Raw genomic sequence first — 20,277 nt, forward strand, 5'->3', positions numbered from 1 at the left:
AGCAATTGATGACAACACCAACCGAAAGCCGCCAGCAGAAGATCATTGATGAACTCCGGGGATTCATCCGCAAGGTACTCAGTGAGCCTACCGTGGCTGCACGCTGCATGGAAATTGCCCGCCAGCATCGCCATGACCGGGACGCGCGGGAGCAGATCGCTTCCGAAATCAGCGCTCAGACCATTGTCCGGATTCCCGAGACTCACAGTGAGGCGGATGAGATTTTTCTGGACGTGATCGACGAGGTGCTGGAAGAAGAACAGGCGCTTTACTGAGCCGTCTGTTCCGCGCCTTCCATTACTGAGGCCACGGCGGCGTCCAGTGCCCGGCGCTCCCCTGCGATGCGCTCTTCCCGCGCAATGGCCGCCTGTTCCGCCAGCATGTCACTGAGGATTTCATGGGTGGTCAGCGGGTTGGCAAGCACCACCCGGAAAACCACGCAGGGATAATGGGCGTGCTGGGCCGGTTCGAGTTGGGTCCGTGATACGAAAGATTTACCCCGCTCGCGCTGGGTTTTCTGGATGAACCGGGTGATACGGTTGAGGCTGGCGTTGATGCGCTCTGCCGTGGCCTCATCCGCCTGGCTCAATGCCTTCTGGGTACGAACCGGGCTATAACGGTATGTCAGGATGTTGAGCTCGGGCTCTGTGATGAGTTCAAAGTCTTCGTGTTCCCGGATCATGGCCGCGAAGGACCGGGCCTTTTCAATGCCCTGATCGATGAGGATCTCATACCCCTCCCGCCCGATGATGCGCAGCCCGGAATGGATGAGCATGGCCATGCCGGGTCGTGAGCCTTCCAGCGTGGTGCTGCCCAGGTCCTTGGAGCCTTTGCGGATGATGTACTGGGCATGATGCTCGATTACGCTCACCGAGGCGGGATTGCGGAACAGAACCATGCCCGCTCCCTGCGGGGTGTAGAGTTGCTTATGGGCATCAATGGTGACTGAGTCCGCCTTTTCGACCCCCTTGAGCCGGTGGCGGTGCTGGCGGGAAAACAGGGTCGGACCGCCCCAGGCGGCATCCACATGGAAATGAGCTCCGAACTCTCTGGCGATATCCGCCAGCGGTTCCAATGGGTCCACGTGGCCGGTCTCGGTGGTGCCGGCAATACCCACAATTGATAGAACCTTGATCTTCTGTTGCTGGAGCTGCAGGCAGCGGTCGCGCAGCGCATCCGGATCAATGTGGTTGTCGGCATCCGTCGCTACCGGGATAAGGTTGTCTCGCCCGATACCGAGAACATCGGCCGCTTTGCTGAGCGAGTAGTGTCCCCGCTCGGAGACCAGGATTGCCGCGCCCTCATGCCCGTAGAAGCGCAAAGCGCGGAACAGCCCTTCACGGTGCACCCCGCGGAATCCACCTTCAGCGGGGAAAGCTTTGTTGCGAGCCACCCAGAGTGCTGTGAGGTTCGCAACGGTACCACCCGAGCACATGGCGCCCAACGCGTGATGTGGATCATGCATCCACTCGCGGTACCATGCCTCCTCACAGCCATACACCAGATGGTGCAGCATGCCCAGAACCTGGCGTTCGAGTGGTGTGAACGCCTTGGAGGTCTCGGTCTTCACCAGGTTCTGGTTGAGGGCGATCATGATCTTTGAAAGCGGCAGCATGAAGTACGGTAGTGCAGACGTCATGTGGCCTACGAAACTGGGCGAGGCGGTATGGACGGACTGGGAGACCAGCTTGTCCAACAGGAACTGCGCCTGTTCAGAGACAAAGATGGGCTTTTCAGGAACGCGTGGGTCCTGGAAGTCCCGTTCCATTTCCCCCATTTCCCGTTCCAGAGCCACGATGTGGTCCTGCAGGAAACCGGTCAGGTTCCGGGAGATATCCTGGTCGAGACGGCTGAGCGCGGAGTCCGGAGCCTCCGGGATCGTGAAGATCCGGTACATCGCCTCGAGACTGGCTTGTGCGGTTTTTCTCTGGCCGCTCATGAATGCTTGGGCTCCGGACTGGTTGCAGGGTGCTTCACTGCAGACACCCCAAAAAGGAAAGTATAAGGACTGAGCCCGCGCCAGACCAGCACCCGCTGTTCGTAGCCCGGGACGTTGGTGTGTGTCGAATTGCAACCGTTGGATTGCGAATCACGCGGATCACGCTATCTTGAAAGAGGGTGAAATTACCGTAACTATTCATGCAGCACGGCGCAGAACAGGTATCAGGTTATGAGCGAGTCGAATACGACGTCCGAGGAAGGGCACACCGGGCAGGCGACCGAAGAGACCACTGATAACACCAGGAAAGGCCGTTCCGGCCAAGCCAAAAACAGCGGCACCGGTAAGCGCAGCAGCTCGCGTCGACGCTCCGCCAGCAGCCAGACTACGGCCTCGCCACAGTCATCTTACATGTATTTTACGGAAGAGGATCTTGATCAGATCCTTTCGAATCTGGACGAACTCAGGGCCAAGGTTTTTCCCAGCACCATTACTGGGGCTGCGCCTGACAAAACCGGTCGCAATGATCAGGTTTTCCCATCGGTATGCCTGATTGGGCTGGGTCGCTGCGGATCCAACATCGCGCTGGATGTCGCGGCGCTGGTGCACAGTGCCCGAACCCATTACCTGCAGGAGCTGAACAACGAAGAGCGACGCAGCAGGGAGAAGGAAGTTGGCCCCGTGCGCTGGATCCGTAACAGCCTCAACCTGCCAACGCCTCACTCGGTGAAGCCGGTCTTCCTGATCGAGCCCATGGTCATGCTCGGGGATCTGGACAAAGACATCGAGGGACGCATCCAGCTGACGCATAATAAGGAAGACGACAACTACCTGCTGGATGACTACAACAAGCTCAAGATCATGGACCTGTCCGAGGTGCATGCCGGCGGTGCGGGTAACGCGCCGATTCTCGGGCAGTATCTGGCAAAGATCATCCTGAATAAAGATACCCACCAGTTCAGCAATCAGGACTGGAAATACATTCACTCCTACCTGATCGATTCCTGCGGCATCAAGGCTAATCAGTCGCGGCTCTATTTCTACATCTTTTCGGCTGGTGGCGGGACCGGCTCCGGTATGGCTTCGGAGTTCGGACTGGCGCAGCAGTACGCTTACATGCGCAAGACGTTTGATCCCAAGCTTGAGGATACAGGCCTTCAGAATCAGGATCATGCCTTTATCTTTGAGCCCATTTTCACCAGTGGCATCTGCATCCTTCCCAATATCCAGGACAATCGCGTGGAAATGTCCGAGGCGCTGCATATCAACGCGGGCCGGTTGCTCTGCAAGTACCTCTCCGAGGAGTGGGATTTTTCCTACAACTTCGATGCGGAGGAGACCAGCGATGATAATATGATGAATCGCATTCGACCGTGGAACGCCATGATGCTGATCTCCAACGACATCATGCGCTATGCGGAGCAGACGGATGACGGTCGCATTCAGGATGTTGATGTGAATGCCATGGAGAAGTACGCGAACCAGTACATCTCCCAGCAGATCTTCAACATCCTCACCGCCCAGGCGGTGACCACTGATTACGATGAGGATTACTTCCGCCGTGCCGGCGTTGATATCGGCGAAACCATCCGCCTGGATGCCAATGATCTGTTTATGAGCCTGGCGGGCCCGGTAGCGGTTGCCTATGCGGAATCCGTGGTGCCAACAGCGCCCCAGGATGTCAGCGACCGGCGCCATTTCAACGATGAATCACGGCTGGACATTGATGACCTCTTCTATCGGTCCATCGACCTGCCGCACTTCAATAAGGTAACCCAGGCCATTGAAGGTGTGAGCCTGTTGCCGATTGAGTCTGAACGCTACCGTGAGCGGCTCAAGCGTTTCCGGGATTCAGGCTATAATGCCGAGACTTTGAGCGACCTGCACTTTTTCCAGAACTGCTCGTCCATCGTCTCGATCGTGTCGCTGCCCAAGGACTACAAGCTGTCCTACATGGATCTGAATCGCCTAAAGACGCATCTGAATGCGCTTTTCCCGAATACCACGCTCAAGCGCTACGCTCTGGTAATCGGGGCTTCAGCGAATCTCTCGCTGACCACTCTGGTGGTGAAGAGCCCGTGCCTGAGTGATGACTTCCTCACGCTGATCACAGCCTACATCAAGCGCTGTTTCGCCAATGAGCAGACGCGCTTTGATGACACGCTGGACCGGAGCATGCTCGAGTTTATCCGGAATGAGGAATTCGACGAGTCAATGGTCGATGACATGCTCAACGAGTTCGAGAACCCGGCCAAGATCCTTGATACTAACTGGTATGCGATCAAGCCGATGTACGAGAAGAAGTACCGCGAGATGTGCCATGACCGGAGCAACTTCGTCTCGATCAACGACATTCGGCTGAACCGGGACAACATCAAGAAGGCGATCAAGTACCTGCGTGAGATCTACAGGCACCGTATCAGCAAGACCCAGATGATCTCGCTGAACGAGGATCTGTAAGAGGGCTTCTTACAGATTCGTTCAGTCGATCTCGACCTCCGTGTCGAGAATCGGGGCGTCAATGCGTGCCAGGATCGCCTTTTCCACTTCCTGCAGGCGATGCTGGAGCAGCTGAGGGTCCGGTCCGGCGGTTGCCACGCTCCAGGTGGCGAGACCGGGATCGTCCTGGTCGGCGATCTCGGCCACCGCCAGATCCGGTTGTTTCCCCCAGATCCGGCGCATGGCCGCGAACACGCGCCTCTTGTCCCGCACGGTGTCACACCCATAGACCTGGAATCGCAGGGTCATGACGGCAATATGCGGGTGTTCCATCAATCCTCCATGTTCGGAGTGGCGCGCTCGATAATGGCGGCGCAGTCGACATCGTCCGGCAGGTTGCCGAACTGAAAGTGATCGCGCTGGCGCAGGCGGCCAGCGCAGAAGCCTTTCGCCACGGTCTGGCTGTCACCCCGCAGCAGCAAAGACGCCTGGATGGCGAGCGCCATGCGGTCTGTCAGGTTGCGGGCGCGGTACTCCAGGTTGTCGCTGTGGCGGAACTCGCGCTCCAGCTCGCTGGTAAACGTATCGAAGTCCGCATGCATCCCCTGGGCGCGGTTCACTTCCGCGAAGAAACTGTCGAGCACGCCCGGTTCCTTCTTCATGGCCCGCAGAACATCCAGGCACTGGACGTTGCCACTGCCCTCCCAGATGGCATTGACCGGTGATTCGCGCAGCAGCCGGGGCATGATGCAGTCCTCCATTAAACCGCTGCCGCCGATACATTCCATGGCTTCATAGGCGTGCTGGGGAGTGCGCTTGCAGATCCAGTACTTGCCTACGGCGGTAACCAGGCGTACGAGGTTGCGTTCCTCCGGATCATGCTGGTTGTCCATTGCGCGAGCCATGCGCATGCTCAGGGCCACAGAGCCTTCGCTCTCCAGTGCCAGGTCGGCCAGCACATTCTGCATCAGCGGCTGCTGGTTGAGACGGCCACCGAAGGCGTCGCGCCAGGCGCAGTGGTGCAGAGCCTGGGCGGCGGCCTGGCGCTGGCCGGAAGCCGAACCGATCATGCAGTCGTAGCGGGTCATTGCCACCATTTCAATAATGGTGGCTACGCCCCGGCCTTCGTCGCCCACCATCCAGGCATGGGCGCCACGCAGCTCCGCTTCACTTGAGGCATTGGCCACATTGCCCATCTTGTTCTTGAGGCGCTGGATCTGCATCGCATTCTTGGTGCCGTCAGGCCGCCAGCGCGGCATAAGGAAGCAGCTCAGGCCACCGGGCGCCTGGGCCAGGACCAGGAAAGCATCGCTCATGGGCGCTGAAACAAACCACTTGTGTCCCACCAGCTGGTAGGCCTTGCCCGGACCCTGTTCTGACAACGGGTAGGCTTTGGTGGTGTTGGCGCGCACATCCGAACCACCCTGTTTTTCGGTCATGGCCATGCCGATGGTGACTGCCTGCTTTTCGGAATCCGGGACATTGCGCGGATCGTAATGGCGATTGAGAATTTTGGGCAGCCAGTATTCAGCCAGCTCAGGCTGTTTTTTGAGCGCTGGTACACACGCAAAGGTCATGGTGAGCGGGCAGCAGTGCGCGGCTTCGACCTGGCCGTGCATGTAATAGCGTGCCGCCCGGGCCACATGCGCCCCCTCGCCGGGATCGGTCCAGGGCGCGCTCTGGAGTCCCCCCTCCAGCCCCATGGTCATGAGCTCATGATAGGCAGGATGGAAGCGGACCTCGTCGATACGGTGACCAAAGCGGTCATGGGGATAGAACTCTGGCTTATTGGCGTTGGCACTGTGCCCGAGTTCGATAACGTCTGAACGCCCGGTTATGGCGCCGTAGACGTCGAGTTCGCTCTCCGCCCAGTTGGCGCCTTCACGCCGCACTGCTTCCTGAAGGGCGCGATCTTCGCGGTAAAGGTTGTAGTTCTCCAGAGCCGGCGGCTGATTGAAGACCTCGTGGGTGTCCGCCAGGAAAGCGCTGTCCTGGTTGCTGTCAAAGGGTGTATTCATTGTTCTATCCTCCCGGTGTTCGTACGGCCTGCAGGCAGAGCTGTACGATGTCATGGATCAGCTGCTCGGCGTGCTCCTGGTGCAGCCCGTCCGCAGCGGGCGACAGGGGCCCGACCAGTGCCTCGGCAATAGCGCCGACAGTAGCGGCACTGCTGAGTTTGGGGTTCTGGTCCGGGCGGAAGCATCCCTCACGCATCCCCCGGATCAGTGCTTTCTCAAAGCGCTCCGCGTAAGCCTGGCGGTAACGAAGGCGTTGTTCATCAACTACGGGGTCCACGGGCTCAGCAATCAGCGCCCAGGCCATGGTGGGCCGGCGGAGGGCGCGTCGGGCAAAGACTTCCAGCGCTTCGGCCATTGCCTGGTCAGCCGGGTTTGTGGCATCCAGAACCTCACCAACGCGGTGGACTTCAACCTCGGTAGCGCGCCGGAATACTTCTGCGAAGAGCTCGCTCTTGGAGTCAAAGTGGCGGTAGACGGAGCCAATGGCAACGCCGGATTCCTCGGCAACGCGGGCTACCGAAGCGGCACCAAAACCACCGGATGCGACCAGCTCGTGGGCCTGAGCCAGGATGCGCTGGCGCGTTGCTTCCTTGCGCGCCCGCATGCGTGGCGTTTCGCGATAAGCCATGGGTGCTCCTGAACCCCGACAGTATGTAACAATTGAAGCAAAGTTCACTTCTTCGGGCAAGGTTTATCAGAAACGATTGGAATGACCGCAAAAAGTCGGGCACAAGGCCGGGCTGAAGAGTCTAGGGGTCGATGGTGGGATAATGCACGCCTTGCGCAACCTCTCTGGCATAATGCTGTTATGTATCCGGATCACCAGCAACAGGAGGCAGCCTTGAGCCGCAACAGCCGAGCGTTCCCTGCAACCCGCATGCGTCGCAATCGCCGTGACGCGTTTTCGCGCCGGCTGGTGCGCGAGGCCCGCCTGAGCGTCGATGACCTGATCTATCCGGTGTTCGTGCTTCCTGGTCAGGGCCAGACAGAGGCGGTCCCTTCCATGCCCGGGATTGAACGCCACAGCATTGACCGTCTTCTGGCTCACCTGGAAGAAGTGGTTGAGCTTGGCATACCGGCGGTGGCCCTGTTTCCGGTAACGCCTGCCGAGTGCAAGAGTACGGATGCCGCCGAGGCCTGGAATTCGAATGGCCTGGCCCAGCAGGCGGTTCGGGCTATTAAGCAGCGCTTCCCGGAGCTGGGCGTCATGACGGACGTGGCCCTGGATCCTTTCACAAGCCATGGCCAGGACGGGATCATCGACGACAGCGGCTATGTCTTAAATGATGAGACGCTGGTTGCGCTGGTGCGCCAGGCGGTTTCCCATGCCCGTGCCGGGGCGGATGTGGTGGCCCCCTCGGATATGATGGACGGGCGCATTGGGGTCATCCGCGAGGCGCTTGAGGATGAAGGTTATGTGAACACCCGGATCATGGCCTATTCTGCTAAGTACGCCTCCAGCTACTATGGGCCATTCCGGGATGCGGTGGGCTCAGCGGCCAGTCTGGGCGGCGGTGACAAACGGACCTACCAGATGGATCCGGGAAATCTCGACGAGGCACTGGAAGAGGTGGCGCTGGATCTGGGCGAGGGCGCGGATATGGTTATGGTCAAGCCCGGCATGCCCTATCTAGACGTTATCAACCAGGTCCGCAACGAATTCCGGGTGCCGGTTTTTGCCTATCAGGTCAGTGGTGAGTACGCCATGCACATGGCAGCTGGCGAAAAGGGCTGGCTGGACGCCGAAGCTGTGATGATGGAAAGCCTGACCGCGCTGCGCCGGGCTGGCGCCGATGCCATACTCACCTACTTCGCGCTCCGAGCGGCGCGCATTCTGAGAGGCACCAATGGATAAGGATGCATCATGAACCAGTCGGTAACTGACACCAGAGGTCTGCAGCTACCGGACCTCAAGGCGCCGGAGAACTATTTCAATCGCGAGATAAGCCACCTGCAGTTCAACTATCGGGTGCTGCGCCAGGCCTGTGATGAGAGCCATCCCCTTCTGGAGCGGCTCATGTTCTGCTGTATCTTCAGCAGTAACATGGACGAGTTCTTCGAGATCCGGGCTGCCGGCCTGCGCCAACAGCTCAAGTACGGTCGGGAAGTCCCGGGGCCGGACGGGCGGGCACCGCAGCAGACACTGAGTGAGATTTCGGATGTTGCCCATCATTACGTTGCAGAGCAGTACCGGATTCTCAATGAGCGCATCATCCCGGAACTGCGCGAACAGAATATCCATTTCGTGCGCCGCCGGGAGTGGACCCGGGCCCAGGCGGACTGGGTGGCACGCTACTTCCGGGACGAGATCATGCCGGTGGTCAATCCCATCGGTCTGGATCCCTCGCACCCACTGCCGCGGCTGGTGAACAAAAGCCTGAATTTCATTGTGGAGCTGGAAGGCAAGGACGCCTTCGGCCGCGAGACCGGCATGGCCATTGTACCGGCCCCCCGTTCGCTGCCCCGGCTGGTTCGGCTGCCGGATGAGGTCTGCTCCAGTGGTGATAACCTCGTCTTTCTTTCATCCATGATCCACGCTCATGCCAATCTGCTGTTCCCGGGGATGCGCATCAAGGGGTGCTATCAGTTCCGCCTGACGCGGAACGCGGACCTGGAGCTGGAGGATGACCTTGAGGATCTGGCCTCGGCCCTGCGCGGTGAGCTGCTGAGCCGGCGCTTCGGCGATGCCGTGCGGCTGGAAGTGGCGGATAACTGCCCGCGCCACCTGGCTGATTTCCTGCTGCGTCAGTTTGGCCTCACGGAACGTGAGCTCTACTGGGCCAACGGGCCGGTGAATCTGGCGCGCCTGACTGCTGTCAGTGAGTTGGTGGATCGCCCGGACCTACAGAATACCCCTATGACGCCAGGCCTGCCGAAAGCCTTAAAAGGTGGCGGGAGCACTCTCGATGCCGTACGCCAGCAGGACGTTCTGCTGCTGCATCCCTATGAGAGTTTCTCGCCGGTGGTGGACTTCCTGCGGCAGGCGGCACGGGATCCGCAGGTGCTGGCGATCCGCCAGACCCTCTACCGCACCGGTGCGGACTCTGAGATGGTGGAGGCTTTGGCCGAGGCGGCGCGTCGGGGCAAGGAGGTGACCGCGGTGATTGAGCTGCGGGCCCGGTTTGACGAGGCCGAGAACCTGGAGCTGGCGAGCCGGCTCCAGGAGGCGGGTGTGATTGTGGTCTACGGGGTGGTGGGCTACAAGACTCACGCTAAGATGATCCTGATCGTGCGGCGCGAGAACGGGCGCCTCAAGCGCTATGTGCACCTTGGCACCGGTAACTATCACGCCGGCAATGCGCGTCTGTACACCGACTACAGTTTCATGAGCTGTGACGACGCCCTGGGTGATGACGTGAATAAGGTCTTCCAGCAGCTGACCGGCATGGGTAAAACCCTGCGCATCCAGAAGCTGCTGCATGCTCCTTTCACTCTTCATCAGCGGGTTCTGGAGTTGATTGAGCGGGAAACCACGAATGCTCTGGCAGGCAAACGGGCACGCATCATCGTCAAGATCAATGGCCTGACCGAAGCGGAAGTCATCCGTTCTCTTTACCGTGCCTCTTGCGCGGGCGTTCAGGTGGATCTGATCGTGCGCGGCATCTGCTGTCTGCGTCCCGGTGTTGAAGGGCTTTCCGAAAACATCCGCGTTGTGTCCATTATTGGGCGTTTTCTGGAGCACAGCCGCGTTTACTGGTTCGCTAATGCTGGCGAGCCGGAAGTGTACTGTTCCAGTGCTGACTGGATGGAGCGCAACCTCATCAACCGGGTGGAAAGCTGCTTTCCAGTCGAGGACCGGCGGCTGGCCCGGCGTCTGCGCCGGGACCTGGAGGTTCACCTGCGCGACAATGCCCAGAGCTGGGAGTTGCAGCCTGATGGCAGCTATACCCAGAGACAGCCCGCGGCGGGTGAGAAACGGGTCGCCTCCCAACAGGCCCTGATGCAGCGTCTCGCAGGGTCGGGCTGACCCATGCGCTGGCTGCCGCTGATTGCGCTTGTAATTCTGATCGGTATCGCCGTTGGCGCTCCCTACGGTCTGGGGGTGCTTACAGAGTCCGAGTTCCGCTCCGTTATGCGTGATCTCGACAGGGAAGGGCGCGCCTGGGGGCTGACCAATCTGGATTACGAACGATACTACCTTAATGCCGTTGCCCGCTATGAGCTGCGATGGGCCTCAGGCAACGGTGGCGAACAGGTACTTCCATTGGTGACGCGCTTCAATCACGGCATGACGGATGTCCGTGCGGTTACGCGTCTGGCGGATGAGACGCTGGCCCGTTTGGCGCCGCTGATCCCCGAGGGGCAGGAGCCCAGGCTCCGCGTTGAAGTTGGAATAGGCGGCTCCGCCGATTTCCGGCTGCATATTCCCCGGCTCGAATGGGGGCCGGATACAACGGTTGCCCAACTCGCAGGGTCAGGGGGGGAGATCGCGCCTGTAGACCTGCAAGGGACTTGGTCGCCGGGGAACCACCAGCAACTGGTTACTGAGTGGCCGGGCTTTTCCATGGATCTGGGTGATGCGCGCATTCAAGTGGGTGCTGTCACTCTGGATCATCAGCTCAGCTCCCTGGGTGAACGGCTCTGGCAGGGTCAGAGCCGGTTGAAGGTGGATTCTGTGACCATGGATCCGGTTCTGGATGATCCGGTTGTGGCGGATGACGTCCGTTTCCGGTTTCTCTCCGCAGCCCAGGAAAGCTCCCTGGATGCCAGTCTGAAGGCGGTTATTGGAGAACTCCGGAATGCCGGGCGTTCCCTGGGTCGCCAGGCTTTGTCGCTGAAAGCGGAACGCCTGCACGTGAGCAGTCTCGATAAGGCGGTGGACAGTTTCATAGAGCTGCGCTCTGCGGAAGCGGCAGCACAGGGCGGCCAGGCGGATCAAGGGCAGGCGCTCATGGAAAGGTATACACGGCTGTCAGAGAGTCTGCAGTCGCTGTCGGTGCGTGGGGGGCGCCTGAACCTGGAGGAACTGCTGTTGACCCTGCCTGATGGTACTGTGGAAGGAGAGGGGTACCTCTCTTATCCGAGCCTGCCTGAGGAAGAGTGGGGGCAGCCCGTGAGCCTATTGCGGCATACCAGGGCCGAAGGTGTCCTGAATGTGGACCGTGGCATGGTCTGGGCACTCCCAAGGGCTGCCCAGCGCGTTCTTACGCGCCTGGAGCAGAACCATGTAGTGACTCCCCGCGATGGGCGCTATCATCTGGATCTGCGTCTGGAATCGATGCAGCTGCAGGTCAACGACGAGCGCTTCGAGGTGCCGCCTCTACTCTGAGTCGACCGCCTGCTTAGTCCGGGGAGCGGGCTGGCCCACGGGGTGGCTCCTCAGCCGTTACGCTGCTGAAAATGGTCATGCAGGCTCTGCGACACCTCGGGGTCCACAAAACCGCTGACATCTCCGCCCAGCCCGGCAATCTCGCGGATCAGGCTGGAGGACAGGAAAGAGAGGTGGTTGGCAGGGGTCAGGAAAATACTTTCAACCCCGGGAGCAAGCTCGCGATTCATGTCTGCGAGCTGGAACTCGTACTCGAAGTCCGAGGCGGCGCGCAGACCGCGCAGAATGATGTTGCCGCCCTGATCCTTAACAAAGTCCGCCAGCAGTTTGCTGAATCCAACGACGCGCACATTGGGCAGGTCCGAGAGCACGTACTCACAGAGTCTTACCCGCTCCTCCAGGGGTAGAAGCGGACCCTTTTTGGTGCTGGCCGCAACGGCGACCACGACTTCGTCGAAAATGCGGGTTGCGCGCTGGACCAGGTCCGTATGCCCGTTGGTGACAGGGTCAAAAGTGCCCGGATAGATGGCAGTGTTCATCAGCGTCTCCCAATGCCTTATGCGTTGCTCTGGAGTCGCCCAGCCAGTCTGTGGCTGTTGCGTGCCGCCAGAGCATACACGGTCAGCTGCGGATTCGCACCCAGGCTGGTGGGAAAGATCGACGCATCGTGGACAGAAAGATTGTTCAGGTGGTGGTGCTCACCCCAGCTGTTGACCACGCTGCGGGTCGGGTCCTCGCCCATGGCGCAGCCGCCCATCTGGTGTGCCGTGAAGAGTCGGGCGCGGAGCTCTTCCAGTGGCAGATCCCGGATGCCCTTTTCAGCCTCTTGCCAGCTCCGCCAGTAGGGGGCGTCCATATGCACGGCGCGGACCGCCTCGGCCCCGGCGGCGAACTGCAGTTCGGCCATGCGCAGCCAGGCATGGCGGAAAGCGGACCACAGCGAATCGCTGATGGGGTAATGCAGTTGAGGGCTGTTGTCGTCACGCAGGGTGACGGTGCCGCCTTCGCTGTCGCTGTTGAAGCCGTCACGCACAAGGCCAATGATGGACTGGGTCTGCGGGAAATGGCGGGCCTGCTCGATCATGGCTTCGCCGTGGTCTGGCAGCACCGCCGAGGCCATGACCGGGTGCAGCGGTGGCACTTCCAGCTTGTAGCCGGGGCTGCCGGTGACGCCGTCGCGCCAGAGGAATTCATCCGAGTAGATCGACTGGGGCGCGCCGTAGTAAGGCGCGACCGTCTCCGGCATGCGTGCCACGGTGGCGTTGACCGGATGCAGGAAGGTGCGGCGACCGATGCGATCATGGGGGTCGGGTACGTTTGAGCGCAGCAGTACCCCGGGCGAGCCAATGGCGCTGCCGGCCACCACGAAGTGCCGGGCCCGGATGCGCATTCTCGGGCCGGTGACGGTAACCCCATCCGCCCCGAGGGCGGTTCCCTGAAGGTCGCGCACACGATCGCTCTGATGGTTCAGCCGGTCCACGCGCAGCGAATGGATCAGGGTCGCCCCATCGCCCAGGGCGGAGGGTACACTGGTGATGAGCGTGCCCTGCTTGGCGTTGGTGGGGCAGCCCATGCCGCAATAACCCAGGTTCCAGCAATCGCGCACATTGCGTGGGATCGTCTGCCATTCCCAGCCCATACGTTCACAGCCGTCACGTAGGATGTCATTGTTGCGGTTCGGCTCTGTTTCCCAGAGCTGGATGTTCAAAGCCTGCTCACGATTGGCGAACCAGGGGGCCAGGGTTTCAGGCTCACAGTTGCGGACGCCGTGGGTGCTCTGCCAATGATTAAGGGTCTGCTCCGGTGTGCGGAAACTGGACGTCCAGTTGACTGTGGTGGAGCCGCCCACGCATCGCCCCTGCAGTATGGCAATGCTGGCATCCGCGGTGGCGCGGGTCATACCCTCCTGATAGAGCTGACTGTAGGCCTTCTGCTCGTTCATGGTGAAGTCCGGGTCGTGATAAAGCCGCCCTTCCTCTACCATGATCACCTTGAGCCCCGCACCTGCGAGGATTTCGGCTGTGGTGCCACCGCCCGCCCCTGTGCCGATAATGGCCACGTCCGCTTCCAGGGTGCGGTCATCCTCCAGCAGGGCCGCGTCCACCACGTCCCAGCCGTTTTTGATGCCTTCGCCGTACAGATTGAAGTTGTTGGCCATGGAGGCTCCGTCTTTGGATTACCGCGTTTCGTTCAGGCGGATGATGGCTGCATCTGGGGCAGCGCGTCATAGGTATAGGCCGGTGGGCCGGGATACCCCATCCTCCCCCAGTTGCTGGGTTGACCATACCAGGCCGCGTTACTCACCTGGACCAGCCCCAGATAGGCCTGATTGAACGTGTTGAACATGCTGCTCCGCCAGCGCTGGAGAAAAGCCTCCGCCTGATCATTGGAGACATTGGGCCAGTAGGAGGACACCCGCGCGAGCGTCAGCCGGGTGATGGACGATTCCAGCAGATCGAAGAGCTGGCGGAACTGGCGCTGGTTGGGTGGGCCCATGGCGTGGAAGGCTTCGTCCATAGCGACCAGGGTGTCAGACAGGGCGGCGTTGCGCGCTTGTGTCTCGCGCGGCATACCCGAGCCCACGATGGCTGGCAGTAGTGCGGCCATAACGACACGATCCGCTTCGGTCATGAAGTGCCACTGGCGCTCGGGCGCGCCCTCAGTGGCCGGAACCATGGGATCATGCGCAGGGCGGACTGAACAGCCGGAGAGACCGGCGACAACCAAGGCACCGCCAACAGCTACGCCGCCCTGGAAGCCAAGGCGGAGAAAACGGCGGCGGTCCGGATCCGGTAATGGGCTTTCCATGGCACTGCTCCGGTCAGCGGATGAACAGCTTGTAGATCATCCTGTGCAGCAGTGTGCCATGCGGTGCGTGGATCACCTTGCCGCTGTTGAGCCGCTGTTTGCTCATTACCCCTCTGGGATTGCTGAAGGTAATGAAACCTTCGCGACCGTGATAGGCGCCCATGCCGGAGTGACCGACACCGCCGAATGGCAGATCATCCTGGCCTACGTGCACCAGCGTGTCGTTGATGCACATGCCCCCGGAGTGGGTCTGTTCGCGCACCCGGCGCTGCTCCACACGGTCATACCCGAAATAGTACAGGGCCAGGGGGTTGGGCCGGTCATTCACATGGGTCAGTGCATCCTCGACACCGTCACAGGGTACGATCGGAAGAAGCGGTCCGAAGACCTCATCCTGCAGCACCTGCATGTCTTCCGTGGCATTGAGGATCAGGTGCGGCGCCACTTTGCGGGTGTCCTCACCGAAATACTCGTTGCCCGGGTTGATCTGGATGATGTCCGCTCCTTTCTCCCGGGCGTCTGCCAGCACGCTGGTCAGGCGCTCATGCTGGCGCTCGTTGATAATGCTGGTGTAGTCCGGATTGTCCTTGATGGTCGGATACATGGTGGCAACCGCGCTGCGGAAGCTGTCCACGAAACTGTTGACCCGATCCCGTGGGCAGAGGATGTAGTCCGGTGCCACGCAGGTCTGGCCGGCATTGATGCATTTGCCGAAGGCAATCCGTTCGGCGGCATCCTTCATGGGTACTTCATGGGAAATGATCGCGGGGGACTTGCCACCCAGTTCCAGCGTCACCGGTGTCAGGTTCTCGGCCGCCGCTTTCATCACCATGCGCCCGATGGGGGTAGAGCCGGTGAACAGTAGATGATCGAACGGTTGCGACGAGAAGGCCTGCGCTACATCGGCCTCGCCATTGATGACCGTGACCAGATCGGAGGGGAAGGTCTCGTGCAGCAGGCGATCAAGCAGCGCCGATGTGGCCGGGGTGAACTCGGAAAGCTTGAGCATAACCCGGTTGCCGGCGGCCAGTGCTGCGGTCAATGGCCCGGCAGCCAGGAACAGCGGGTAGTTCCAGGGCACCATGATGCCGACTACGCCCAGGGGCTCATAGTGCACTTCGTTGCGTGCCGGCTGGAACAGCATGTGGACTTTGCGCTTCTCCGGCTTCATCCAGCTGCTGAGATGGCTCAGGGTGTAGTTGACGTTCTGTACCGAGGGCATAACCTCAGCAAGCAGGCTCTCATCCCATGAGCGGCCGCCAAAGTCTTCGCTCATGGCCTCACAGAGTGCATCCTGATTCGCAAGCAGCATGCGCTTGAGTCGTTTCAGATGCTCCCGGCGTTCGGTGGCGGTTGGCATGGGGTGGGCCCTGAAAGCCTCACGCTGGGCGCTGAAGGCGCGGCTGATCTGCTGGATCTGCTTCCGGTTATCCGTCAGCTGAACAACGTTGGCGACCATGACTGGTTCTCCTGTATGGTTCCGGCCTCTGCCGCAAACCTTCTCCGCAGGTTTTAGGGTGGTAGATTTAGAGCAAGTACTCTAGGATCAATATTAGAGCATAAGCTCTAACAGTCAATGCACTACCGACAATGAAATGTGTCGACAGGGCCCTGGATTTCCATGAAAACCCGTGACCGGATTCTCAAAGCCAGTCTTCAGCTGTTCAATGAACAGGGCGAACGCAATGTGACCACCAATCATATCGCCGCGTATCTGGGGATTTCGCCAGGGAATCTCTATTACCATTTCCGCAACAAGGCGGACATCATCTATTCGCTGTTCCTGCAGTACCGGGGGCTGGTGGATCGCTATCTGAAGGTCCCGCGGGAGCGAACGCTCACGGTTGAGGACAAGATGTTCTATCTGGAGTCCGTGTTCGACGGCCTCTGGCATTACCGCTTTTTCCACCGTGATCTGGAATACCTGCTGACCATGGATGAGCGGCTCCGCCGTGATTACAGGGCGTTTACCTTCCATTGCCTGGGTGAAATCCGGGCGGTGCTTAAGGGACTGCAGAACGCGGGCATTCTCCGGCCGCATGCTGAACAGGAGCACGAGGCCATGGCATTGAACGTGTGGCTGGTGGTGACCAATTGGATGGCCTTTCTCAAGACCGCGAGTGTGGATGATGGCCATGACGGCAACAGCCAGCGCGAGCTCAAGCAGGGCATCTACCAGGTTCTGACGCTGGAAATGCCGTATCTGACGGAGGCGTATTACGAGCGCGTAGCGGCGATTCGGGAACAGTACCGGCCGGATCTCACCGTCATGGAGGAGAGTGGCCGGCTGGAGGATCCCGGTGTGTCAGTCTGACGCCGGTTCCGCACCGAGAAGCCAGTCACTGAGGTGGTTGCGGGCCGGTTCCACGCCCTGCCCCTTGAGGGCGGAAAATGGCTGGATGTGGTGAATGCACTCAATGCCTTCAAGGTCCCGCCGGACGCTCTCTATCTGGCGCCGTGCGGGGTTGCTCTTGAGTTTATCCGCCTTGGTGAGCAGCAGCATCATTGGCAGCCCGTGGTGCTCGCACCACTCGATCAGCATGGCGTCAAACTCCGACAGCGGGTGGCGCAGATCCATGATCAGGGTCATGCTCACCAGCGACTGTCGCTGGGCCAGGTAGTCGCCCAGGTGTTTCTCCCACTGCTTCTGGGTATTGCGCGAGACGCGCGCGAAACCGTAGCCGGGCAGATCCACTAGGCGAGTGCCGGGCGTACTTAATGAGAAGAAATTGAGAAGCTGAGTACGGCCCGGCGTCTTGCTGATGCGTGCCAAGCCGCCAATACGGGTTATAGCGTTGATGGCGCTGGATTTGCCTGAATTTGAGCGCCCAGCGAATGCCACCTCGCGTCCTGTGTCCTCCGGGCACTGGTCGAGCCGGGCGGCGCTGGTGAGAAAGCGGGCACTGTTGAAGGCGATGGGGCTTGAAAGTCCGGTCACGGCGTGGCCTTCGTCCATTGATTTCAGTCGGTGTTGAAACATGTATAATACCACACCAGTTTACGGGGCCGGCGCCGCTTTTAAGGGGTCGGCCGAACGGACAATGTGTAATCCGAGTGGTGTCACGATGAAAAAATTGCTGACCGGTCTTGTACTGACGTTTGGCCTGGCCGGATTGGCCCAGGCGGCTGATCCCAGTGCCGGCGAAGAAATCGCGCAGAACCAGTGCGTTTCCTGCCACGGCCAGAATGGCGTTGAACCGCTGCAGCCGAACTACGCCCGGCTGGCGGGGCTGGGTGAGGACTACCTGTTCAAACAGCTGCGCGACATCAAAAGCGGTGACCGCAACGTGGCGGCTATGATGGGCATCGTCGCCAACCTTGATAAACAGGACATGCGCAATCTGGCAGCCTATTTCAACGAGCAGGAGATGCCTCGTGGTGAGGCGGACTCCGAGAAGGTTGACGCGGGTAAATCGCTCTACCGTGGCGGTGACCTGTCGCGCGACGTTGCAGCTTGTATTGCCTGTCATGGGCCAAAGGGGCTGGGCAACGAGCCTGCCGGTTATCCGCGGCTGAGCGGTCAGTCCGCTGAGTATGTAGTTAAATCACTGAAAGATTACCGCTCTGGCGACCGTGTCTATGACGAGCAGAGCCAGATCATGGGCGATATTGCCAGCAAGCTCACCGACAATGAAATGCAAGCGGTTGCCGAGTATGTTGAGGGGCTCTACTGAGTCCTACCGGCTCCCTGAAAGTCTCCCTTGCGGGCTGCTTCAAAGTCCGATTGAATGGGATATGAGTTTCAATGTCTGTGACCGCAGGAGAATGGCATGCTCTATCGCAGCCTGATTGCATTGATGGCCTTCCTTGCTATGGTGCCAGCCGCTGTCGCGGCTGAGTGGGAGGAGGGGACCCACTACCAGACCCTTTCCAATCCTGTTGAGACCCGCTCCGGAGACCAGCTCGAGCTGGCCGAGGTGTTCTGGTATGGCTGTCCCTCCTGTTATCGGATGCAGCCTGTGATTGAGGAGTGGCAGCAGGGCAAACCCGAGGACGTTAATCTGCGTCATGTGCCAGCTTCCCTTCGGGGTGATTGGGAGCCCCATGCCAAGGCGTTCTATGCGGCCCGGGAACTGGGCGTTTTGGACCAGGTCCACTCCGAACTGTTTGATGCGCTGGCTGGCGAGCGGCGTGACCTGAGCGATCTTGATGCGATAGCTGCTTTCTTCGAGGATCAGGGCGCCGCGGACGCAGAGACGGTTCGCGATGCCTGGGCCAGTTTTGCCGTGGATACCGCCATGCGACGTGGCCGTCAGTTCCAGCAGGGAGCTAAAGTTTCAGGCACGCCGACGCTCGTGGTGGAAGGTAAATACGTGATCTCGGTCAGGGGCGCAGGCAACTACGAGAACATGTTGGCAATCGCGGAGCACCTGCTTGAAAAGGAACGCACCGGCGACTGATTTTGTATCCGAAGCTGCGTGACCAGGTCCGGCGAATGGCCGTTTCCGGTCGCTCGCGGGGCGCGGCGTCAGACTCTGACAGGGCACCTTCGCTGGCCGAGACGGGCCGCATCCGGTTGCTGACCTTCAATATCCAGGTTGGCATCGCCACGGGGGCCTACCACCATTATTTCACCCGGAGCTGGCAACATCTGCTACCGCATTCCAGGCGCCGGGATAACCTGGATCGCATCGCGGAACTGCTGTGCGATTACGACGTGATCGCTCTTCAGGAGTGTGATGGTGGCTCGCTGAGAAGTGGTTTCGTCAATCAGGTCCAGTATCTGGCGTGTCAGGGGGGATTCGCGTATTGGCGTCAGCAGCTTAACCGCAATCTCGGCCGTATCGCCCAGCACAGCAATGGTATTCTCAGCCGATATCAGCCCCTGCGAGTGGAAGAGCACCGCCTGCCGGCCCTGATCCCGGGGCGCGGCGCCATGATGGCCTTCTATGGCAATCCCGATGATCCGCTGGTGCTGGTGTTGATGCATCTGTCACTGAGCAAGGGAGCCCAGAACCGCCAGCTGGACTATATCCGGGCGCTGATTGCCCCCTATCGGCACGTGGTGCTCATGGGTGACATGAATGCTCACGCCGAACAGCTGCTCACCCATTCCCCGCTGCGTTCCGCGGAGCTGATCCCTCTGCCCGGATCAGCAATGAGTTTCCCCAGCTGGCGGCCGGAAAAGGCGCTCGATCACATTCTGGTCAGTCCCAGCCTCGATGTGCATGACACACAGGTTGTGGATTATCCGGTGTCGGATCACCTGCCGATCAGTATGGAGATCGAAATTCCCGGGGGTCCAGAGGCGTCAATAAGAGAGGGGTAGGGACTCGTTAAAACTTGAAAGGGCCCGGAAACGAGGTTTTTCCAGGCCCTGAATCACTTATTTAAGCTTGGTTTCCTTATACGCAACATGCCGACGCACAACCGGATCGTACTTTTTGATCTCAAGCTTGTCCGGTGTGTTCCGCTTGTTCTTGGTCGTGGTGTAGAAGTGACCTGTGCCGGCAGTGGACGCCAGTTTGATCTTTTCGCGCATGGTACTCTCCTCAAACCTTCTCGCCGCGGGCACGCAGGTCTTTCAGGACCGTCTCGATACCCTTTTTATCAATGGTGCGCAGACCCTTGGTGGAAACGCGCAGCTTCACGAAGCGGTTCTCACTCTCCACCCAGAAACGGTGGGTCTGCAGGTTGGGCAGAAACCGCCGTTTACGATGGTTCATGGCGTGTGAAACGTTGTTACCGGTGGCCGTGCGCTTACCGGTCACCTGACAGACTCTGGACATATTCGGCCTCCAACTGAGCGTTGGTCATATTGATTGAAAACGAATCCCGCGCCCCGTGGTGCCCTGCCGCCTTTG

20 protein-coding genes are annotated in these 20,277 nt (G+C 60.0%); 9 read left to right on the top strand and 11 right to left on the bottom strand.

The window, feature by feature from the left end; genetic code table 11:
• The first annotated feature begins 8 nt into the window (after positions 1–8).
• On the top strand, positions 9–275 hold the full coding sequence (locus tag AAF659_RS06140) for a hypothetical protein (protein ID WP_349750837.1): 267 nt from the start codon (positions 9–11) through the stop codon (positions 273–275).
• Here the strand turns inward: AAF659_RS06140 and panP are convergent.
• On the bottom strand, positions 269–1,939 hold the full coding sequence (panP, locus tag AAF659_RS06145; protein WP_349750838.1) for a pyridoxal-dependent aspartate 1-decarboxylase PanP: 1,671 nt from the start codon (positions 1,937–1,939) through the stop codon (positions 269–271). The two genes, AAF659_RS06140 and panP, sit on opposite strands and share 7 nt — an antisense overlap.
• 231 nt (positions 1,940–2,170) lie before the next feature.
• Between panP and AAF659_RS06150 the strand changes: the two genes are divergently transcribed.
• Positions 2,171–4,399: a hypothetical protein gene (locus tag AAF659_RS06150; RefSeq protein ID WP_349750839.1), complete on the top strand. Its 2,229-nt coding sequence runs from the start codon at positions 2,171–2,173 to the stop codon at positions 4,397–4,399.
• Between the two features lie 21 nt (positions 4,400–4,420).
• Here the strand turns inward: AAF659_RS06150 and AAF659_RS06155 are convergent, their stop codons facing one another.
• Genes AAF659_RS06155 through AAF659_RS06165 form a run of 3 tightly spaced genes read right to left on the bottom strand, consistent with a single transcriptional unit; the run spans position 4,421 to position 7,024 of the window.
• On the bottom strand, positions 4,421–4,711 hold the full coding sequence (locus AAF659_RS06155) for a DUF503 domain-containing protein (protein WP_349750840.1): 291 nt from the start codon (positions 4,709–4,711) through the stop codon (positions 4,421–4,423).
• On the bottom strand, positions 4,711–6,396 hold the full coding sequence (locus AAF659_RS06160) for an isovaleryl-CoA dehydrogenase (RefSeq protein ID WP_349750841.1): 1,686 nt from the start codon (positions 6,394–6,396) through the stop codon (positions 4,711–4,713). The genes AAF659_RS06155 and AAF659_RS06160 overlap by 1 nt, the downstream gene beginning before the upstream one ends.
• A gap of 4 nt (positions 6,397–6,400) precedes the next feature.
• Positions 6,401–7,024 carry a TetR/AcrR family transcriptional regulator gene (locus tag AAF659_RS06165; RefSeq protein WP_349750842.1) on the bottom strand — a complete coding sequence of 208 codons (624 nt, stop codon included), beginning with the start codon at positions 7,022–7,024 and terminating at the stop codon, positions 6,401–6,403.
• Positions 7,025–7,204: 180 nt separating this feature from the next.
• Between AAF659_RS06165 and hemB the strand changes: the two genes are divergently transcribed.
• From hemB to AAF659_RS06180, 3 genes are read left to right on the top strand one after another with little or no spacing between them, the layout of a single operon-like run.
• Positions 7,205–8,251, top strand: a complete 1,047-nt coding sequence (gene hemB, locus AAF659_RS06170; RefSeq protein WP_349750843.1) for a porphobilinogen synthase — start codon at positions 7,205–7,207, stop codon at positions 8,249–8,251.
• A 9-nt stretch (positions 8,252–8,260) separates the two neighbouring features.
• The gene (gene ppk1, locus AAF659_RS06175) at positions 8,261–10,363 is read left to right on the top strand and encodes a polyphosphate kinase 1 (RefSeq protein ID WP_349750844.1); all 2,103 of its coding nucleotides are present in this window, start codon (positions 8,261–8,263) and stop codon (positions 10,361–10,363) included.
• Between the two features lie 3 nt (positions 10,364–10,366).
• The gene (locus tag AAF659_RS06180; RefSeq protein ID WP_349750845.1) at positions 10,367–11,665 is read left to right on the top strand and encodes a DUF945 family protein; all 1,299 of its coding nucleotides are present in this window, start codon (positions 10,367–10,369) and stop codon (positions 11,663–11,665) included.
• Positions 11,666–11,715: 50 nt separating this feature from the next.
• On the opposite strand, the gene coaD is transcribed toward AAF659_RS06180, so the two are convergent.
• Genes coaD through AAF659_RS06200 form a run of 4 tightly spaced genes read right to left on the bottom strand, consistent with a single transcriptional unit; the run spans position 11,716 to position 15,932 of the window.
• The gene (coaD, locus tag AAF659_RS06185; protein ID WP_349750846.1) at positions 11,716–12,204 is read right to left on the bottom strand and encodes a pantetheine-phosphate adenylyltransferase; all 489 of its coding nucleotides are present in this window, start codon (positions 12,202–12,204) and stop codon (positions 11,716–11,718) included.
• Between the two features lie 17 nt (positions 12,205–12,221).
• A complete protein-coding gene (locus AAF659_RS06190; RefSeq protein WP_349750847.1) occupies positions 12,222–13,823 on the bottom strand; it encodes a GMC family oxidoreductase N-terminal domain-containing protein in 1,602 nt (533 codons plus the stop codon).
• 32 nt (positions 13,824–13,855) lie between these two features.
• Positions 13,856–14,473, bottom strand: coding sequence for a hypothetical protein (locus tag AAF659_RS06195; protein ID WP_349750848.1), 618 nt, complete (start codon positions 14,471–14,473; stop codon positions 13,856–13,858).
• 13 nt (positions 14,474–14,486) lie between these two features.
• Positions 14,487–15,932, bottom strand: a complete 1,446-nt coding sequence (locus AAF659_RS06200) for a coniferyl aldehyde dehydrogenase (protein WP_349750849.1) — start codon at positions 15,930–15,932, stop codon at positions 14,487–14,489.
• Positions 15,933–16,094: 162 nt separating this feature from the next.
• Here AAF659_RS06200 and AAF659_RS06205 point away from each other — a divergent pair, with 162 nt between their 5' ends.
• Positions 16,095–16,787, top strand: a complete 693-nt coding sequence (locus tag AAF659_RS06205; protein ID WP_349750850.1) for a TetR/AcrR family transcriptional regulator — start codon at positions 16,095–16,097, stop codon at positions 16,785–16,787.
• Here the strand turns inward: AAF659_RS06205 and yihA are convergent.
• Positions 16,779–17,453 carry a ribosome biogenesis GTP-binding protein YihA/YsxC gene (gene yihA / locus AAF659_RS06210; protein ID WP_349750851.1) on the bottom strand — a complete coding sequence of 225 codons (675 nt, stop codon included), beginning with the start codon at positions 17,451–17,453 and terminating at the stop codon, positions 16,779–16,781. The genes AAF659_RS06205 and yihA overlap by 9 nt on opposite strands.
• A gap of 85 nt (positions 17,454–17,538) precedes the next feature.
• Between yihA and AAF659_RS06215 the strand changes: the two genes are divergently transcribed.
• The 3 genes from AAF659_RS06215 (at position 17,539) to AAF659_RS06225 (ending at position 19,742) form a co-directional block, all read left to right on the top strand.
• Positions 17,539–18,147 (top strand): c-type cytochrome, encoded by a 609-nt coding sequence (locus AAF659_RS06215; protein WP_349750852.1) that lies wholly within the window; start codon positions 17,539–17,541, stop codon positions 18,145–18,147.
• A gap of 96 nt (positions 18,148–18,243) precedes the next feature.
• On the top strand, positions 18,244–18,873 hold the full coding sequence (locus AAF659_RS06220) for a thiol:disulfide interchange protein DsbA/DsbL (RefSeq protein ID WP_349750853.1): 630 nt from the start codon (positions 18,244–18,246) through the stop codon (positions 18,871–18,873).
• Between the two features lie 35 nt (positions 18,874–18,908).
• Positions 18,909–19,742, top strand: coding sequence for an endonuclease/exonuclease/phosphatase family protein (locus AAF659_RS06225; protein ID WP_349750854.1), 834 nt, complete (start codon positions 18,909–18,911; stop codon positions 19,740–19,742).
• A 57-nt stretch (positions 19,743–19,799) separates the two neighbouring features.
• Here AAF659_RS06225 and rpmG read toward each other — a convergent pair whose 3' ends face one another.
• Both rpmG and rpmB read right to left on the bottom strand, forming a co-directional pair.
• Positions 19,800–19,955 carry a 50S ribosomal protein L33 gene (gene rpmG / locus AAF659_RS06230; RefSeq protein WP_349750855.1) on the bottom strand — a complete coding sequence of 52 codons (156 nt, stop codon included), beginning with the start codon at positions 19,953–19,955 and terminating at the stop codon, positions 19,800–19,802.
• Positions 19,956–19,965: 10 nt separating this feature from the next.
• The gene (gene rpmB / locus AAF659_RS06235; RefSeq protein ID WP_349750856.1) at positions 19,966–20,202 is read right to left on the bottom strand and encodes a 50S ribosomal protein L28; all 237 of its coding nucleotides are present in this window, start codon (positions 20,200–20,202) and stop codon (positions 19,966–19,968) included.
• Positions 20,203–20,277: the final 75 nt, after the last annotated feature.

Source organism: Salicola sp. Rm-C-2C1-2 (assembly GCF_040196175.1).
Classification (GTDB): domain Bacteria; phylum Pseudomonadota; class Gammaproteobacteria; order Pseudomonadales; family Oleiphilaceae; genus Halospina.

Bases quoted from the DNA above. Each gene is read 5' to 3' on its own strand.
- AAF659_RS06140 (WP_349750837.1), top strand. From the start codon at position 9: ATGACAACACCAACCGAAAGCCGCCAGCAGAAGATCATTGATGAACTC.
- panP (WP_349750838.1), bottom strand. From the start codon at position 1,939: ATGAGCGGCCAGAGAAAAACCGCACAAGCCAGTCTCGAGGCGATGTAC.
- AAF659_RS06150 (WP_349750839.1), top strand. From the start codon at position 2,171: ATGAGCGAGTCGAATACGACGTCCGAGGAAGGGCACACCGGGCAGGCG.
- AAF659_RS06155 (WP_349750840.1), bottom strand. From the start codon at position 4,711: ATGGAACACCCGCATATTGCCGTCATGACCCTGCGATTCCAGGTCTAT.
- AAF659_RS06160 (WP_349750841.1), bottom strand. From the start codon at position 6,396: ATGAATACACCCTTTGACAGCAACCAGGACAGCGCTTTCCTGGCGGAC.
- AAF659_RS06165 (WP_349750842.1), bottom strand. From the start codon at position 7,024: ATGGCTTATCGCGAAACGCCACGCATGCGGGCGCGCAAGGAAGCAACG.
- hemB (WP_349750843.1), top strand. From the start codon at position 7,205: ATGTATCCGGATCACCAGCAACAGGAGGCAGCCTTGAGCCGCAACAGC.
- ppk1 (WP_349750844.1), top strand. From the start codon at position 8,261: ATGAACCAGTCGGTAACTGACACCAGAGGTCTGCAGCTACCGGACCTC.
- AAF659_RS06180 (WP_349750845.1), top strand. From the start codon at position 10,367: ATGCGCTGGCTGCCGCTGATTGCGCTTGTAATTCTGATCGGTATCGCC.
- coaD (WP_349750846.1), bottom strand. From the start codon at position 12,204: ATGAACACTGCCATCTATCCGGGCACTTTTGACCCTGTCACCAACGGG.
- AAF659_RS06190 (WP_349750847.1), bottom strand. From the start codon at position 13,823: ATGGCCAACAACTTCAATCTGTACGGCGAAGGCATCAAAAACGGCTGG.
- AAF659_RS06195 (WP_349750848.1), bottom strand. From the start codon at position 14,473: ATGGAAAGCCCATTACCGGATCCGGACCGCCGCCGTTTTCTCCGCCTT.
- AAF659_RS06200 (WP_349750849.1), bottom strand. From the start codon at position 15,932: ATGGTCGCCAACGTTGTTCAGCTGACGGATAACCGGAAGCAGATCCAG.
- AAF659_RS06205 (WP_349750850.1), top strand. From the start codon at position 16,095: ATGAAAACCCGTGACCGGATTCTCAAAGCCAGTCTTCAGCTGTTCAAT.
- yihA (WP_349750851.1), bottom strand. From the start codon at position 17,453: ATGTTTCAACACCGACTGAAATCAATGGACGAAGGCCACGCCGTGACC.
- AAF659_RS06215 (WP_349750852.1), top strand. From the start codon at position 17,539: ATGAAAAAATTGCTGACCGGTCTTGTACTGACGTTTGGCCTGGCCGGA.
- AAF659_RS06220 (WP_349750853.1), top strand. From the start codon at position 18,244: ATGCTCTATCGCAGCCTGATTGCATTGATGGCCTTCCTTGCTATGGTG.
- AAF659_RS06225 (WP_349750854.1), top strand. From the start codon at position 18,909: ATGGCCGTTTCCGGTCGCTCGCGGGGCGCGGCGTCAGACTCTGACAGG.
- rpmG (WP_349750855.1), bottom strand. From the start codon at position 19,955: ATGCGCGAAAAGATCAAACTGGCGTCCACTGCCGGCACAGGTCACTTC.
- rpmB (WP_349750856.1), bottom strand. From the start codon at position 20,202: ATGTCCAGAGTCTGTCAGGTGACCGGTAAGCGCACGGCCACCGGTAAC.